At 71.0% G+C, this 17553-nt stretch carries 3 protein-coding genes; all 3 read right to left on the bottom strand.

All coding sequences use genetic code 11. The features are described 5' to 3' along the window. Nucleotides 1-20 precede the first annotated feature (20 nt). Genes OID54_RS33090 through OID54_RS33080 form a run of 3 tightly spaced genes read right to left on the bottom strand, consistent with a single transcriptional unit; the run spans nucleotide 21 to nucleotide 17525 of the window. A complete protein-coding gene (locus tag OID54_RS33090) occupies nucleotides 21-890 on the bottom strand; it encodes a 3-hydroxyacyl-CoA dehydrogenase family protein (RefSeq protein ID WP_329025632.1) in 870 nt (289 codons plus the stop codon). Nucleotides 891-907: 17 nt separating this feature from the next. Continuing rightward, the gene (locus OID54_RS33085) at nucleotides 908-7198 is read right to left on the bottom strand and encodes a type I polyketide synthase (protein ID WP_329025630.1); all 6291 of its coding nucleotides are present in this window, start codon (nucleotides 7196-7198) and stop codon (nucleotides 908-910) included. A gap of 31 nt (nucleotides 7199-7229) precedes the next feature. Then, entirely contained in the window at nucleotides 7230-17525 is a 10296-nt protein-coding gene (locus tag OID54_RS33080; RefSeq protein WP_329025628.1) for a type I polyketide synthase, read from the bottom strand. Between the last annotated feature and the right edge of the window lie 28 nt (nucleotides 17526-17553).

The following is a 17553-nucleotide window of genomic DNA, read 5'->3' as shown; positions in this document are numbered from 1 at the left end:
CCATCTCCTCGTCGGGATCGTCAGGTGTAGTCGTAGAAGCCGCGCCCGGATTTGCGACCGAGCCGGCCCTCGCGGACCAGTTGGAGCAGCAACTCGCTGGGGCGGCAGCCGTCGTCACCGGTCCGTTCGTGCAGCACCCTGAGGGAGTCGACAAGATTGTCGATGCCGATCAGGTCAGCGGTGCGCAGCGGCCCGGTGGGGTGGCCGAGGCAGCCCTGCATCAGGGTGTCGACCGCCTCGGCGGTCGCCGTGCCCTCCTCCACGACGCGGGCCGCATCGTTGATCATCGGATGCAGGATCCGGCTGGTCACGAATCCCGGTGCGTCCCTGACCACCACGGCACGCCGCCGCAGGGCTTCCAACAGCGTTGCCACCGCTGCCATCGCGGGCTCCCCGGTTCTGGCGCCCCGGACCACCTCGACGGTTCCGATCAGGTAGGGCGGGTTCATGAAGTGGGTGCCGACCAGTTCCTCCGGTCGCTCCAGCGCCCCGGCCAGCTCGTCGACCGGGATCGAGGAGGTGTTGGTCACCAGCAGGGTCCCGGGTCGGACCAACGCGGAGACTTCGGACAGGACCGCGGCCTTGGTCGCCGCGTTCTCGGTGACGGCCTCGATGACGGCGGTGGCACCCGCCACAGCCTTCAGTGAGGTGCCGGTGACCAGTGCGCCGGGAGGAGTGGCAGCCGGCAACGAGCCCATCAGCTCCGCCAGCCGGAGTTCACCGTCGATCCGTTCCGTCGCCCTGCCGAGCAGCTCCCGGTCCAGGTCGACCAGGTGCACGGGCACACCGTGCCCGAGGGCGAGCACGGCGATGCCGACGCCCATCACGCCGGCTCCCAGCACGGTGAGCTCGTGCTGCGGTCGCGGTTCGTCGCGTGGAGCGGTGGTCAACTGGTTCTCCTTCGTCTTCACAGGTCATCGGGTGTTCGTACGGTGGCGCCGAGCCAGTCGGCGACGGCCCTTCCGGTGGTCGCGACATGCTGCTCCATGATCGAGAAGTGGTCTCCGGGAACATCGACCACGGCGTCGGCCGAGGCCCAGGAGGAGCGCCAGTCACCGGCCTCGGCAGACGGGCGGCCCAGGGGAGCGCTCGCGCGCACCAGCAGCACCGGGGCACGGACCGCCGGGGGCTTCCAGTCGTCGAGCAGGCGGAAGTAGCCGCCCATAGCGGTCAGTCTGGTCCCGTCCATCGGAGCCGCCCGCTCCTCACGGGCGAACATCCCGCCCAGCAGCACATCGTTGAACTGGGTGATGCCCTGGTTGTCGGAGAGGTAGGTGTCCAGCAGCACCACGGCCGCCGGGCCCTCGCCGCGACGCTCCAGTTCGGCGGCCACCCCATGGGCGAGCGTGCCGCCCGAGGACGAGCCGACCAGCACCAGCCTCCGCCCGGAGAGCTCCAAGAGCAGCGTCGCCGCCTGGAACTCCAGCAGCGCGTCCATGTCGGCGGGCAGTTCCTCATCAGGGGTGAAACCGGGCGCGTCCAGGGCGCTGACTGCGTAGCGATCACGGAAGTGGGATGCGAAGCGGGCGTACTGGTGGGCACCGCCGAGGGCCACGATGGAGCCGAAGCAGACGATCACCGGGGCACCGGCGCGCTCGCTCAGGTGCAGCAGTCGTGGTCCGGTTCCGGCCGTCGCGAGTTCGCCGCCGTTGTGGAACGCGGGGCGCAGGGCGGAGGCGTTCTTGAGCAGTGCGATGCCCTCGTCGGTGCGGCCGATCGCGCATGCTTGACGGAACAGCACGCTCACCGGGTCGTTGCCGACGGCGTCTGGCTCGCTTCCGCGTACGGGTACGGGCTCGATCCCGAGTACGGCCACGGTCCCGGTCGGTGGCGCCGGCTCGGCCTCCACCGCGGCGGCGAGGCGTGCGGCGAGCGCGATCGGTGTCCCGCTGTCGAACACCACCGAGGGCCGCAGGCGCAGACCGGTGTCGGCGGCCAGGCGGTTGCGCAGCTCGACCGCGGTCAACGAGTCGAATCCGGCGGAGAGGAAGGGCACCGTTCCGGACAACGCCCCGGATTCGGTGTGGCCGAGGACTTCGGCGGCCTGGCTGAGGACGAGCTCGCGCAGGATCTGCTCCCGGCCCTCGGTGTCAGCGGCGGCGTGGAGCCGGTTCCGCAGTGACGCGCCGGCCGTCGCAGCAAGTCCCGCAGCGCCCGCGGGACGGCCCCGTACCAGTGAGCGCAGCAGGGGAGGGACCGCACGGTCGCGGTGGGCGGTGAGATCGAGGTGTGCTAGGAGGACGGGGGTCCCGCGTCCCGACGTGGCGCCGTCCATGGGAAGACTGGTGTCCATGGCGAGAGTGGTGTCCAGCAGGGCCATGGCCTCCGCGTCGGTGAGCCCGCGCGCGCCACGCCGGTCGATTCGCCGCAGTTCGGCCTCGTCGAGTTGCGATGTCATCCCGCTCTGTCGCTCCCAGAGTCCCCAGGCCAGGGAAGTGCCAGGCAGTCCAAGCCGTCGGCGTTCCGCTACGAGCGCGTCGACCGCGGCGTTGGCAGCGGAGTAGGACGCCTGCCCCGGGCTGCCCAGAACGCCCGCCGCGGAGGAGAAGACGACGAACGCCGAGAGGTCCACCCCGCGCGTCAGCAGGTCCAGATGCCGGGCGGCGTCCAGCTTGGGCCGCAGCACCGCAGTCACCCGCTCCGGCGTCAGCCCCTGGAGCAGTCCGTCGTCGAGGACTCCCGCGGTGTGCACCACGGCAGAGAGGGGATGCTCTGCGGGGATGGCCGCCAGAGCGGTGTCAAGCGCCTGACGGTCCGACACATCGCAGCTGACGGCCGTCAGCTCGGCCCCGGACGCGGTGAGTTCCGCCGTCAACTCCGCCATACCTGGAGCGTCGGCGCCCCGGCGGCTCAGCACTCGGAGGTGGCGCACCCCGTGCACGGAGACCAGATGACGTGCCAGTACGGCTGCGAGGACACCTCCGCCGCTCAACAGCACCGTCTTGTCGGCCGGTCCGAACAGCCCGGTCGGGCGGGTCGCGGTCTCCGTGGTGGACAAACGCAGCAGTCGGGGCGCGTACAGCACGCCATCGTGCATGGCCGCCTGCGGTTCGCCGGCGGCGAGGAGTTCGGCGAGCGCGTCGCCGGTGCCCTCCGGCCCATCGGTGTCCAACAGAAGGAAACGGTCGGGATGTTCGAGCTGAGCAGCCCTGAGCATGCCCCAGACGGCCGCCGCGCCGAGGTCCACCGGCTGTTCCCCGGTGAGCGGACCGGTCGCGCCCCGGGTGAGCACCACCAGCGGCGTACCAGTGACAGAGTCGTCGGCCAGCCAGCGCTGGAGACGGCGGAGCACCGAGACCACGACCGTATGGACCGCCTCAGCTCCGTCGTCCCCGGCCGGCGCGGACGGGGGGCAGATCAGCAGTGCGGCGTCGGATGCCGCCGACAGGGGCTGGACGGAGAAGCCGGCCGGCAGCAGCCACTCGTCCCGCGAGCCGAGCAGGCCCCAGCGGGTGACCGGGCGCGGGCCAGCCGGGGCAGTGACCCGTGTCCAGCCGAGATGGAACACGGAGTCCGCCGGCGTCCGCAGCGAGTCGGCGGACGCCGTGCGCAGGGTGAGTGAACCGACCGTCGCCACCACACGGCCTGTCGGGTCGGTGATCCGCACAGCGACAGCGTCGGGCCCGTCGGAGCGCAGCCGGACGCGCAGCACGGGTGCGTCGGACGGCTCGATCGCGACCCGCTGCCAGGAGAACGGCAGGGGGACGCCGCCGGCGGGCTGCGCTGTCCCGGAGTCCTCACGCAGACCGGTCGTTTGCAGGGCCGCGTCGAGCAGGGCCGGATGCACCCCGAAGCCACCGCGCCCGGCACCGGGAAGGCCGGCGGGCAGTGCCACCTCTGCGTGGATCTCGTCTGCGCTGCGCCAGGCGGCGCTCAGACCCCGGAAAGCGGGTCCGTAGTCGACACCGCGGGCTTCGAGCAGGCCGTAGAGATCGTCCACGTCCAGCGGGACCGCACCGGGCGGAGGCCACGCGCTGGACAGCCCGGCCGCGCTGTCCGGTGGGCCCTGTACACCGACTGTCCCGGTCGCGTGCCGAGTCCACGTCCGGCCGGGGCCGGCGTCGCTCTCACGGGAGTGGAACTCCACCGGGCGCTGCCCCGAACCGTCCTCGGCCCCCACCAGGACCCGTAACTGTACGGCGCGGTCATCCGTGGCGTCGCCGGGCAGCAGCAGCGGGGCCGCCAGCGTCAGCTCCTCCACCAGACCGCAGCCGAAGCGGCGGCCCAGGTGTGCGGCCAGTTCCACGAGGGCCACACCGGGCAGGATGACCGTGCCGGCCACGGCATGGTCGGCGAGCCAGGGGTGAGTGGCCAGGGACAGACGGCCGGTGAAGACGGTGCCCGTGCCGTCCGGCAGCTCGATCGCCGCGCCGAGCAGCGGATGGTCCACCGCGGACTGGCCGATGGACACCGGATCGCGGTCGGCCGGGAGGGCGTCGAGCCAGTAGCGGCGTCGCTGGAAGGCGTAGGTGGGGAGGTCCACCCGCTGGGCACCGGTCCCGGCGAACAGCCGCTCCCAGTCGACCGGCAGGCCCCGGACGTGTGCGGCGGCGAGGGAGAGCCGCAGTTGGCGAAGCCCTTCCTCGTCGCGCTGGAGTGTGCTGAGCACCAGTGTCTCCGGGACGCCCGCGTCAGCGGCCGTCTCCTCGATCACGTAGGTCAGGGCGGGGTGGGTGCTGCATTCGACAAAAGTGCGATGCCCGTCGGCGAGCAGCGCACCGATCGCCTGTCCGAACTCCACCGGCAGGCGCAGATTGCGATACCAGTAGTCGGCATCCAGAATCGCGGTGTCCAACAGACCACCGCTGACTGTCGAGTAGAACGCCACGTCCGGCGTACGCGGCTCGATCCCGGCGAGCACCGTCAACAGCTCCTGCCGGATCTCGTCCACCTGCACCGAATGCCCGGCGAAATCCACCCCCTGCACCGGCCAGGTGAGCACACCCACCCCCGCGTACCACTCACCCAACTCCGCCAACGCCACCGGGTCACCGGAAACCGTCACGGCCGTCGCCCCGTTCACCGCGGCGACACCCAGCGCACCACCGCGGCCCGCCAGTACCTCCCGCACCGCCTCCGCCGACTGCGGAACGAACAACATGCCGCCCCGCCCCGACAGAGCGACCAGTGCCCGGCTCCGCAGCGCGACCACCCGCGCCGCGTCCTCCAACGACAACGCCCCCGCCACACACGCGGCAGCGATCTCCCCCTGCGAGTGCCCCACCACCGCATCCGGAACAACCCCGTGGGAACGCCACAGCGCGGCCAGGGACACCATCACCGCCCATAGCACCGGCTGCACCACATCGACCCGGTCCAGCGGGGGCGCACCGGGCTCACCCCGCAGGACCGCCGACAGCGACCACTCCAGATACGGAGCCAGGGCACGTTCACACTCGGCGATCCGCTCAGCAAAGACCGGAGCCGCCTCAAGCAGCTCCACCGCCATGCCCGCCCACTGCGAGCCCTGACCCGGGAAGACGAAAACAGTCCTCCCCGGCTGTGCGACCGTGCCACTCACCAGACCGGGAGCACGGCCTCCCGCTGCCAACGCCTCCACACCGCGCAGCAGGGCCGTGCGATCCTCGCCGACAACAGCCGCACGGTGCTCGAAAGCCGTCCGGGTGACCGCCAGCGAATAGCCCACATCCGCGGACGAGACCTCGGGATGCTCCAGCAGATGGGCATGCAACCGGGACGCCTGCACCCTCAGGGCGTCGGGCGAACGTCCGGACAGGACCCACGGCACGGCGACCGCCCGGACGGGCATGTCCGGTGGGGCGGGCGTGTGCTCGATGGCGGCGGGCGCGACGGGCGACTGCTCGACGATCACATGCGCGTTGGTGCCACTGGCACCGAAAGAAGAAACGCCGGCCCGGCGCGGACGGCCGGTCTCCGGCCAGGCGGTGGCCTCGGTCAGCAGTGAGACGGCACCCCCGGTCCAGTCGACCTGGGGTGAGGGACGTTCGATGTGCAGGGTGCGCGGCAGCAGACCATGGCGCATCGCCAGTACGGTCTTGATCACGCCGCCGACACCTGCGGCGGCCTGGGTGTGGGACAGGTTGGACTTCAGCGATCCCAGCCACAACGGCCTGTCGTCGGGCCGGTCCTGACCATAGGTCGCCAGTAGTGCCTGTGCCTCGATGGGGTCTCCGAGAGTGGTGCCGGTGCCGTGCGCCTCCACCATGTCCACCTCGCCCGGGGTGAGTTCGGCGCGATCGAGGGCTGCGTTGATGACGCGTTGCTGGGCCGGGCCGTTCGGGGCGGTCAACCCGTTGCTGGCACCGTCCTGGTTGACGGCCGAACCACGGATGACCGCGAGGACGGGGTGCCCTTCGCGCAGTGCGTCCGAGACTCGCTCCAACAGGAGCAGGCCGAGGCCCTCGCCGAATCCCGCCCCGTCCGCTGTGGACGAGAAGGACTTGCTGCGCCCGTCGGGTGCCAGGCCGCGCTGGCGGCTGAATCCGGCGTAGAGGCCGGGGGTGGACATCACGCTCACCCCGCCCGCCAGCGCCAGCGTGGCATCGCCGGAGCGCAGGCCCTGGCAGGCGAGGTGGATGGCGACCAGCGATGACGAGCAGGCGGTGTCCAGGGTGACCGCCGGACCTTCCAGGCCCAGGGTGTAGGCGACCCGGCCCGAGGCGACGCTGGGAATGGTGCCCGTACCCAGGAAGCCCTCAAGTTCGTCGGGCACCCGGCCGAGCCTGGACCCGTAGTCGCTGTGGATCACTCCGGTGTACACGCCGGTGCGGCTGCCGCGTAGCGTGTGCGGATCGATGCCCGCACGCTCCAGGACCTCCCAGGACGCCTCCAGCAGCAGCCGCTGCTGCGGATCCATGGCCAGCGCCTCACGCGGCGAGATCCCGAAGAAGCCCGGGTCGAACTCGGTCGCATCATGCAGGAAGCCGCCCTCGCGGACGTAGAAGGTCCCGGGGGTGTCGGGGTCTGTGTCGAACCGCCCCTCGACGTCCCAACCGCGGTCGGTGGGGAACGGCGAGACCGCGTCACGTTCCTTGACCAACAGCTCCCACAGGTCCTCCGGGGTGCGTACACCACCGGGGAAACGGCAGCTCATGGCCACGATCGCGATGGGTTCGGCGGAGTGGTCGAGGAGCCGTCGGTTCTCCAGCCGCAGCAGCTGGTTGTCCAGCAGCGAGGCGCGCAGGGCAGCGACGACCTGGTCCGTGTCCGTGGGCATGCTGTTCGGCCTCTCCGTCTGTCCGTGTTGGTCAGTCACGTTCGCCACCCAGCGCCATCCGGACCAGGTCTCCGACATCCATGCCGATGATGTCGTCGGCGGGGAGCGGCGGCGCCCCCGGCCGGTCGACGAGCCGCAGGATCGCGTCGAGCAGCCCGGCCCGGCGCAGCTCGGAGGGCGGGATCGTGGCGAGCAGGGAACGTATCTCCCCATCCCCGGGATCCCGTCGGTCCACCCGGTTTACGGGGTGGGCTCTGCCCGTGGCGGCGGCCTCGCCCGGCACGAGTCGCCCGGTCAGATAGGCGGCGACCGCGACAGGGGTGGGATGGTCGAAGACCAGGGTCGCGGGCAGCCGTTGACCGGTGGCCGCGTTCAGCCGGTTGCGGAGTTCAACCGAGGTGAGCGAGTCGAAGCCGAGGTCTTTGAACGCCTGCTGTGGGTCGACGGTTTCGACACTGCCGTGACCGAGCACGTCCGCGACGCGCCTCCGTACCAGTTCGAGCACTGTGGCGACTCGTGCCTCCGGTCCGAGTCCGGCCAGTCGGCGGCGCAGCGAGCCCGCCTCGGCTGCGTCCGTCCCGGAGGCCGGGCGGCGTGCGCTGCGGGGGACGAGGCGGGAGAGCAGGGCCGGGACGGGTGCCGTTCGTGCAGCGGTCCGCAGACGGTTGAGGTCGATCCTTACCGGGACGAGGAGCGGGTCGTCGAGGGCGAGCGCCGCATCGAAGAGTGCCAGGCCATCGTCGTTGCTCAACGCAGCGGTGCCGCCCCCGACCATCCGCCGCAGGTCAGCGTCGGCGAGAGCCCCGGTCATGGTGCTGCGTTGGGCCCACAGACCCCAGGCCAGCGACTGCGCGGGCAGGTGTTGTGCGCGGCGCTGCTGGGCGAGCGCATCGAGGAAGGCGTTGGCCGCCGCATAGTTGCCCTGTCCGGCGTTGCCGACCGTGGCGGACGCTGAGGAGAACAGGACGAACGCCGACAACGGCAGGTCGTGGGTGAGTGCGTGGAGGTTCAGGGCTGCGTCAACCTTGGGGCGGAGCACGTGGTGCATCTGCTCTGAGGTCAGCGATTCGACGACCCCGTCGTCCAGGACACCGGCCGCGTGGATGACCGCGCTGAGCGGACGGTCCCCGGGGATGTCGGCGAGCAGGGTGGCGAGGGCTCCCCGGTCCGCGACGTCGCAGGCGGCAACGGTCACCAGGGCGCCGAGGCGACGGAGTTCGGCCGCCAGGTCCAGGAGCCCCGGGGTCTTGGCACCTCGTCTGCCGACCAGCAGCAGGCTGCGTATCCCGTGCACGGCGACGAGATGACGTGACACCAACCCTCCGATCGCCCCGCCGGCCCCGGTGACCAGGACGGTTCCCCCGGTTTCGGCGATGTCCGGCAGCTTCGGGGGCGTGTCCGCGGAGACGGTCACACCGGTGAGCCGAGGGGCGAGGAGCCTTCCCTGACGTATCGCCAGTTGCGGTTCCGATGCCGCCAGAGCAGCGGGCAGCAGGCCGATCACGGCGGCCGGGGCATCCGTGTCGATCAGAAGGAAGCGCCCTGGATGCTCGGACTGGGCGGAGCGTAGAAGGCCGCGGACTGCGGCTCCCGTGAGGTCGGCGACCCCTTCGCCGATGTCCGTGGAGACCGCGCCACGGGTGAGGAGCACGAGGCGGGTGTCGTCGTCCCAACGAGAGTCGGCCAGCCACTCCTGGATGAGCCGCAGGGCGTCGTCCAGTGCTGTGTGTACGGATGCGGCATCGAGGGCGGCCGGGTGTTCTGCGGCGTGGTCGCACCACACCAGTACAGTGGTGGGCAGCGGCATTCCCCGGTCCACCGCAGTGCGGAGCGCAGAGAGATCCGGGTGGCTGTCGGGAAACAGCTCTTGGCCGCCGATGACCGCCCAGGGGCCGAGGGGATCGGCGGGCGCACCGATCGGCGCTGCGGACCATTCCACGCGGTAGAGGGACTCCGGACCGGCTCCTTGTCGGAGCACGTCGAGATCGATGGGCCGCACGACGAACGCCTCGACCGACACGACCGGGAGGCCGGCCGGATCGGTCGCATCGATCGCCACCGAGCCGTCCGACCCGAAGCCCAGTCGTACCCGTAGTGCGGTGGCACCGGAGGCATGGAGTCTGACACCGCTCCAGGAGAAGGGCAGTCCAGCGGATGCCCGGCCCTGCTGTGGGTCTTCTTCCGTGCTCGTGCCCAGGAACAGTCCCTGGAGCGCTGCGTCCAGGAGGGCGGGATGCAGACCGAAGGCGGCAGCGGACCGATGTTGTTCCTGTGGCAGTCGCACCTCGGTGAAGACATCGTCTCCGCGACGCCAGGCGGCGGTGAGCCCTTGGAAGACGGGTCCGTAGCCGTAGCCAAAGGCGTGGAAACGCTCGTACAGGTCATCGACGGGGATCGGGACGGCACCGGGCGGGGGCCAGGAACTGGCATCGCCGGGTACGGGGGCGGGCTGCGGATTCTCCGTCGTCAGGGCGGCAGCGAGCCCGCCGGTCGCATGCGCGGTCCAGAGCGGTGCCGCTGCGTCCTCTCGGCAGGAGAACAGGTCCAGGGAGCGCCTTCCTTGTTCGTCGGCGGCGCCGACCCGCACTTGCAGTCGGACCGCACCGTCAGCGGGGATCAACAGCGGTGCCTGGAGCGTCAGCTCCTCGACCGTGTGGTGACCGACCTCGTCCGCAGCACGTACCGCCAGTTCCACGAAGGCCGCGCCGGGGAGCAGGACCGTTCCGGCCACGGCGTGGTCCGCGAGCCAGGGGTGCGTGCGCAGTGACAACCGCCCGGTGAGCAGCAGCTCACCCGTCTCCGCCACCTCGATCGCCGCTCCGAGGATGGGGTGGTCGGCGGAGTCGAGTCCGGCCGCCCCCACATCGGCCGATGCCGTGTTCGCCGACTCGGGCCAGTAGCGGTGGTGTTGGAAGGGGTAGGTGGGAAGCTCGACGTGTTGGGCGCCGGTCCCCGCGAACGCTCCGGACCAGTCCACCGAAAGACCGCTCTCCCACGCCTGCCCCACAGAGAGCAGGAGCCGTTCCAGACCGCCCTCACCCCGCCGCAGTGTCCCCAACACCACCGCATCCACCCCAGCAGCCTCCACCGACTCCCCCACAGCCACCGACAACACCGGATGCGGACTCGGCTCAATGAAGAACCGAAAACCCTCCTCCAACAACCCCCGCGTCGCCTGCTCAAACTCCACCGTCTGACGCAAATTCCGGTACCAATACTCCGCATCCAACGAAGCCGTATCCAACCAACCACCCGTCACCGTCGAAAAGAACGGCACCGAACCCGACACCGGAGCGATACCCGCCAGATCAGCAAGAATCTGCTCCCGCACCTCCTCCACATGCGCCGAATGCGAGGCGTAATCCACCTCGATCAAACGCGCCCGCACCCCCTCACGAACCAACCCCTCCACCAACTCCACCACCGCATCCACATCACCCGACACCACCGTCGACAACGGACCATTCACCGCCGCCACCGACAACCGACCACCCCACCCCACAAGACGACCCCGCACCACACCCACCGACAACGACACCGACGCCATACCACCCCGACCCGCCAACACCCCCACCGCACGACTCCGCAACACCACCACCCGCGCACCATCCTCCAACGACAAACCACCCGCCACACACGCAGCCGCAATCTCCCCCTGCGAATGACCCACCACCCCATCCACCACCACACCAAACGACCGCCACACCTCCGCCAACGACACCATCACCGCCCACAACACCGGCTGCACCACCTCCACCCCACCCAACGAACCACCCGAACGCAAAACCCCCGACAACGACCACCCCACCAACGACCCCAACACCCGCTCACACTCAGCCATCCGCGACGCAAACACCACCGACTCATCCAACAACACCCCAGCCATCCCCACCCACTGCGACCCCTGCCCCGGAAACACCAACACCGAACGACCGTCGGAGGTGCGCTCCTCGCCCTCGGCGAGCATTTCTGAGTCGTCGTCAGCGAGTTTGCGCAGGAGGGATCGCAACTCGTGCTCGTTCCCTACCAGTACCTTTCGCTGGTCGAAAGCGGTGCGTGCATTCAGGGAGAGTCCGATGTCGCGCGGGTCCAGCCCTGGCCTGCTGTCCAAGTGGCGGCTCAAGCGGTCGGCCTGGTCGCGCAGGGCCTGCGGGCTCCTCGCGGAGAGCAGCCAGGGCACCGCGGTGGCACCGGTGCCCCTTTCGGGCGCCGACACCTCATCCACCGGGGCCGCCTGCTCAAGGATCGTGTGGACGTTGGTCCCGCTCAGGCCGAAGGACGACACTCCTGCCCGAAACGGGCGGTCGTTGTGCGGCCAGGGCTGCAACTCGGTTGCGAGGGATAGAGATCCGCGGGTCCAGTCGACATGGCTGGACGGTTTGCCGACGTGCAGGGTGCCGGGCACCTGCCCGTGCCGCATCGCCAGCACGGTCTTGATCACGCCCGCCACACCTGACGCCGCCTGGGAGTGACCGAGATTGGACTTGAGCGAGCCGACGAGCAGCGGTCGATCCGCCAAACGGTCCTGGCCGTACGTCGCCAGCAGCGCCTGCGCCTCGATCGGATCACCCAACGTCGTACCCGTACCGTGCGCCTCCACCACATCCACATCCGACGCCACCAAACCCGCATCCGCCAACGCCGCCCGGATCACCCGCTGCTGCGACGGACCATTCGGCGCGGAGAGACCGTTGCTCGCGCCGTCCTGATTCACCGCCGAACCACGGACCACCGCCAACACCGGATGCCCAAGACGCCGCGCATCCGAGAGACGTTCCAGCAGTACGACGCCCGCCCCCTCGCCCATGCCCATCCCGTCGGCGTCGTCGGAGAACGCCTTGCAGCGCCCGTCCTCGGCCAGTCCTCGCTGGCGGGAGAAGCTGACGATGGCGCCGGGGGTTGCCATCACCGCGACACCGCCGACCAACGCCAGCGAACAGTCGCCGCCGCGCAGTGCCTGACCTGCGAGGTGCATCGCGACCAGTGAGGAGGAGCAGGCCGTGTCGACGGTCACCGCAGGACCTTCGAGGCCCAGGGTGTAGGCCACCCGACCGGAGACCACGCTGGGCGCGCTGCCCGTGAGCAGATGGCCGTCCCCTTCGTCCGACTGCGCGACCACGGCGGCGTAGTCCGCATAGTTGACGCCGGTGAACACCCCCGTACGGCTGCCTCGCAGCGTCACCGGGTCGATGGCCGCGCGTTCGATCGCCTCCCAGCTCGTCTCAAGGAGCAGCCGCTGCTGGGGATCCATCGCCAACGCCTCACGCGGCGAGATCCCGAAGAACTCCGCGTCGAACTCGGCTGCATCGTGCAGGAAGCCGCCGTGCCGGGCGGTGGCGGTGCCGGGGCTGTCGGGATCGGGGTCGTAGAGAGCCGCGAGGTCCCAGCCTCGGTCCGTGGGGAACTCCGAGACGGCGTCGCCGCCCTCGGCGAGCAGTCGCCACAGGTCCTCGGGGGTGCCGATCCCGCCCGGGAAGCGGCAGGCCATGGACACGATCGCGATCGGCTCATCGTCGGTGACGACCGTGTCATGCGCTGCCGCGGCCTGGGGGGAGGGTTCTGTCCCGGCGGGCTGTCGGCCCAGGAGTTGCGTACGGATCTCTCCCGCGAGCGCCGTCGATGACGGGTGGTCGAAAACCAGGGTGGACGGCAGCCGAAGACCCGTGGCGGTGTTCAGGCGGTTGCGCAGTTCCACGGCGGTGAGCGAGGCGAAGCCCATGTCCTGGAACGCCTTGCCCGGCCGGATCGCGTCCACCGTGGTGTGGCCGAGTACGGCAGCCGCATGGGTGCGGACCAGGTCGAGCAGCAGGCGTTGCTGCTCGACCTCCCCCAGCGCGGCCAACCGTCCGCGCAACACCGTCGCGGCGGGCGCATCGGCGCCGTTGTCGCCGGTCGGCCGTTCCAGGGCGCGACGGGCCTCGGGGATTCCGGTCAGCAGGGGGCTGGGGCGGGTGGAGGTGAACACCGCCGCGAACTGCTCCCAGTCGACGTCGGCGACGGCGATCATGGTCTCGTCGTCGTCCAGTACCTGTTGCAGGGCGCTGACGGCAAGGTCGGGGGAGATCCGGGGCAGGCCGTGCTGCTCCAGCTTGAACAGGTCGGCGTCATCGCCGGCGGTGCGGGCCTGCCAAGGGTTCTCGGCCTGCCAGACGCCCCAGTCCACGACGGTGGCGGTCAGGCCGCGTGCCCGGCGGTGCTGGGCCAGGGCGTCCAGGTAGGCGTTGGCCGCCGCGTAGGCGCCGTGGTTGCCGCTGCCCCAGACCCCGGCGATCGAGGAGAACAGGACGAAGGCGTCCAGTTCTCGATCGAGCAGGGCATCGAGGTGTCCGGCCCCGGCGGCCTTGGCTGCGACGATCTGTTCGAACGCGGACATCGGTGTGGTGTCCAGCGGCGCGAGCGCGATGAACGCGGCTGCGTGGACGACCGCCGTGACCGGGCTGCCGGATTCTTCCAGGCCGGTCAGCAGTGCCTCCACCGCGTCGCGGTCCGACAGGTCGCAGACCGGCAGGGACAGCCGTGCACCGAGTTCGCCCAGCTCCGCCGCGAGTTCCGTCGCGCCGGGTGCCTCGGCGCCACGGCGGCCCGGCAGGACGAGATGGGTTGCGCCGCTCCGGGCCAACCAGCGGGCGATGTACGGGCCGACGGCCCCGGTGCCACCGGTGAGCAGCACCGTGCCTCGGGGTTTCCAACTCTCCGTAGGGCTGCCGATCCTGGGTGCGTGGTTCAGCCGGCGGGCGAGGAGGCCGGAGGCGCGCAGCGCGAGTTGGTCCTCGTCGCCCACACCGTCGGTGCCGTCTCCGCCTCGGGAGGCCGTCAGCACGGCGCCCAGTCGGGCCCTGGCGCGTGCGTCGAGTTCGGCCGGCAGGTCGATGAGTCCGCCCCAGCGCCCGGACATCTCCAGCGCCGCCACCAGCCCGGTACCCCAGATCAGGGCTTGGGCCGGGTCGGTGACCGGATCGTCGGCGCCACTCGACACGGCTCCGCTGGTGACGCACCAGAGCGGTGCGGCAAGGCCGAGGTCGCCTAGTGCCTGTAGGAGGGCGACGGTCAGCGCCGTTCCCGTGGGCAGTCCGGGGTGATCGGGGTGCGGCCGGCCGTCCACGGCGAGCAACGACAGCACTCCCGCCGGAAGACGGCCGTCGAGGGCGGCGGTGAGCGTGTCCGCGAGTTCCTCGCGTGGGAGATCACCCGGCGTGAGTTCGACCGTTTCGACCGCGACGCCCAGTTCGGTGAGGGCCAGGACCGGGCCGCGGACCCGTTCGTCGGACCCGTATCCGGTGGGCGACACCACCAGCCAGGTCCCGGTGGCAGAGGCCACCGTCGGTTCGGGCAGCGGCTGCCAACCGATGCGGTAGCGCCAGGAGTCGATGACGGCCTCGTCCTGTTGCTGCTTCCGCCAGCCGCGCAGGGCCGGCAGCACTCGATCGAGCGTGTCCTCGTCGACGCGCAGACGGGCGGCGACCTCGGCAGGGGTGTCGTGCTCGACCATGTTCCAGAACGCCGGTTCGTGCGGGTCGGCGCCGGTCGCCTCCGAGCCCCCCGGCGCCTCGGACTCCAGCCAGTAGCGCTGTAGTTGGAAGGGGTATCCGGGCAGGTCCGTCGCACGGGCATCGGAGTCGGCGAAGACCGCGGCCCAGTCGACCGCCGCACCCGACACCCAGAGCTCGGCGGCCGAGGTCAGCGCCCGGCGCAGGGTGCCGTCGTCCCGGCGCAGGGTGCCGACGACCACCGCACTGTCTCCGTTGCCGACGTCCTCGACGGTGTCCTGGAGGGCCATGGTGAGCACGAGGTGCGGCGAGACCTCCAGGAACACCTCGTAGCCCTGCTCGACCAGGGAGCGGACGGCCGGCTCGAACCGGACGGTCTGCCGGAGGTTCCGGTACCAGTAGTCGGCGTCCATGACCGTGGTGTCCAGCCAGTCCCCGGTGACGGTGGAGTACAGGGGCACCCGGCTCGCGACCGCTTGTACGTCCGCCAGGGCGGCCAGCACCTCCGTCCTGATCCGCTCGACCTGGACCGAGTGCGAGGCGTAGTCCACGGGCACCGCTCTGGCCCGCACACCGTTCGACTCACAGCGGGCGAGGAGTTCGGCGAGGGCCGCCGCCTCTCCGGAGACCACCACTGCGGCCGGCCCGTTGACTGCGGCGACCGACAGCCGCTCCGCCCATGGGGCGATCTCGGCTTCGACCCGGTCCTCGGGCAGGGACACCGCGGCCATGCCGCCGAGGCCGGCCAGGGCCCGGATGGCCCGACTGCGCAGGGCGACGACCTTGGCCCCGTCCTCCAGCGTCAGCGCCCCCGCCACGACGGCGGCGGCGATCTCTCCCTGGCTGTGGCCCACCACGGCGTCCGGCCGGACGCCCCAGGACTCCCAGAGCGCGGCCAACGACACCATCACCGCCCACAACACCGGCTGCACCACGTCCACCCGCTCCAGCGAGGGTGCGTCCGGCTCGTCCTCCAGGACGGCGAGGAGCGGCCAGTCGACATGGGCGGACAGAGCGGTGCCGCATGCGGTTATCCGGTCCCGGAAGACGGGGCTGGTCGCGAGCAGGTCCCGCGCCATGCCGACCCACTGCGAGCCCTGACCGGGAAACACCAGTGCTGTCCGGCCCTCGACGACCCGCCCGTTGCCTGACACGACGTCGGCTCCACCAGGTACGCCGGCGAGGACGTCGGCGTCTCCCGTGGACACGGTGGCGAGCCCGTCCAGCAGGGCGGGGCGTCCGCCGCCGATGACCACCGATCGGTGTTCGAAGGCGGAGCGGGCGGTGGCCAGCGAGAACGCGACGTCGAGCGGTCGTACGGAAGTGTCCGAGGCGAGATGGGCTCCCAGCCTGACCGCCTGGTCCCTGAGCGCGGACGGGGTGCGGCCGGACAGGACCCAGGGCAGCACCGGCACGGACGTCTGTCCGGACTCCGTCAGCGGCTCGGGCCCCGTACTCGACTCGACCGCCGCATCCGGCTCTGGCGCCTGCTCCAGGACGACGTGTGCATTGGTGCCGCTCATCCCGAACGAGGACACACCGGCCCGGCGGGGCCTGTCGGTTGCGGGCCAGTCACGGGCCTCGGTGAGCAGCTCGACGGACCCGGAGGCCCAGTCCGCGTGCGGGGTGGGTTCGTCCACGTGCAGGGTGCGGGGCAGGACGCCGTGCCGCAGTGCGAGCACCGTCTTGATGACCCCGGCGACCCCTGCTGCGGCCTGGGTGTGCCCGATGTTGGACTTCAGCGACCCCAACCAGAGCGGCCGGTCGGCGGGGCGGTCCTGGCCGTAGGTGGCCAGCAGGGCGTCGGCCTCGATCGGATCGCCGAGGGTGGTGCCCGTGCCGTGGGCCTCCACCGCGTCCACGTCCCCGGTCGTCAGGCCCGCGTCGGCGAGCGCCGCCCGGATCACCCTCTGCTGGGACGGTCCGTTGGGGGCGGTCAGTCCATTGCTGGCACCGTCCTGGTTCATCGCCGATCCGCGCAGTACGGCGAGCACCTGACGGCCGTTGCGGCGGGCGTCCGAGAGCCGCTCCAGGAGGAGCATCCCCACGCCTTCGCCCCAGCCGGTGCCGTCCGCAGCGGCTGCGAAGGGCTTGCAGCGGCCATCGGCGGACATCGCGCCCTGTCGGCTGAACTCCACGAACACGGCGGGCAGCGCCATCACACTGACTCCGCCGGCGAGCGCGAGCGAGCAGTCGCCCGCGCGCAGGGCCCGCGCCGCGAGGTGCAGTGCCACCAGTGACGCCGAGCATGCGGTGTCCACTGTGACGGCGGGGCCTTCGAGACCGAGCGCGTAGGACACCCGTCCGGACATCACGCTCATCGAGTTGCCCGTCATCAAGAAGCCCTGGACGGCTTCCGATGCGGTTGCGCCCAGGGTCGCGTAGCCCTGGTCGATGGCCGCGGCGAACACTCCTGTTCGGCTGCCCCGCAGGGTGAGCGGATCGATGCCGGCCTGCTCGACCGCCTCCCAGGACGCCATGAGCAGCAGTCGCTGTTGTGGGTCCATCGCCACCGCCTCGCGGGGCGAGATGCCGAAGAACTCCGGGTCGAAGTCGCCCGCGCCGTCGATGAACGCCCCTTGGCCGGGGACATCTCCACCGGCCGGCCAGGCGGCCTGCCAGCCGCGGTCGTCGGGGACGGCTGTGATGGTGTCGCGGCCTGCGACGAGCAGCTCCCACAGCTCATCGGGCGTGTGGACGCCACCGGGGAAGCGGCAGCTCATCGACACGATCGCGATCGGCTCATGGCTGCTGGCCACGGCCTCCCTGAGCCGCTGCCGAGTGTTCTGGAGGTCGATCGTCACCCGGTTGAGGTAGTCGCGCAGCTTCTGGTCGCTCACAGGACACCGCCGTTCTCGTCTCGGGATG

This window comes from Streptomyces sp. NBC_00690, assembly GCF_036226685.1.
Lineage (GTDB): Bacteria > Actinomycetota > Actinomycetes > Streptomycetales > Streptomycetaceae > Streptomyces.
Note: the sequence above shows the minus strand (reverse complement) of the source record. Positions and strands in the feature narration are given on the sequence as shown.

Coding starts and splice junctions, on each gene's coding strand:
- OID54_RS33085 (WP_329025630.1), bottom strand. CDS start 7,198: ATGCCCACGGACACGGACCAGGTCGTCGCTGCCCTGCGCGCCTCGCTG.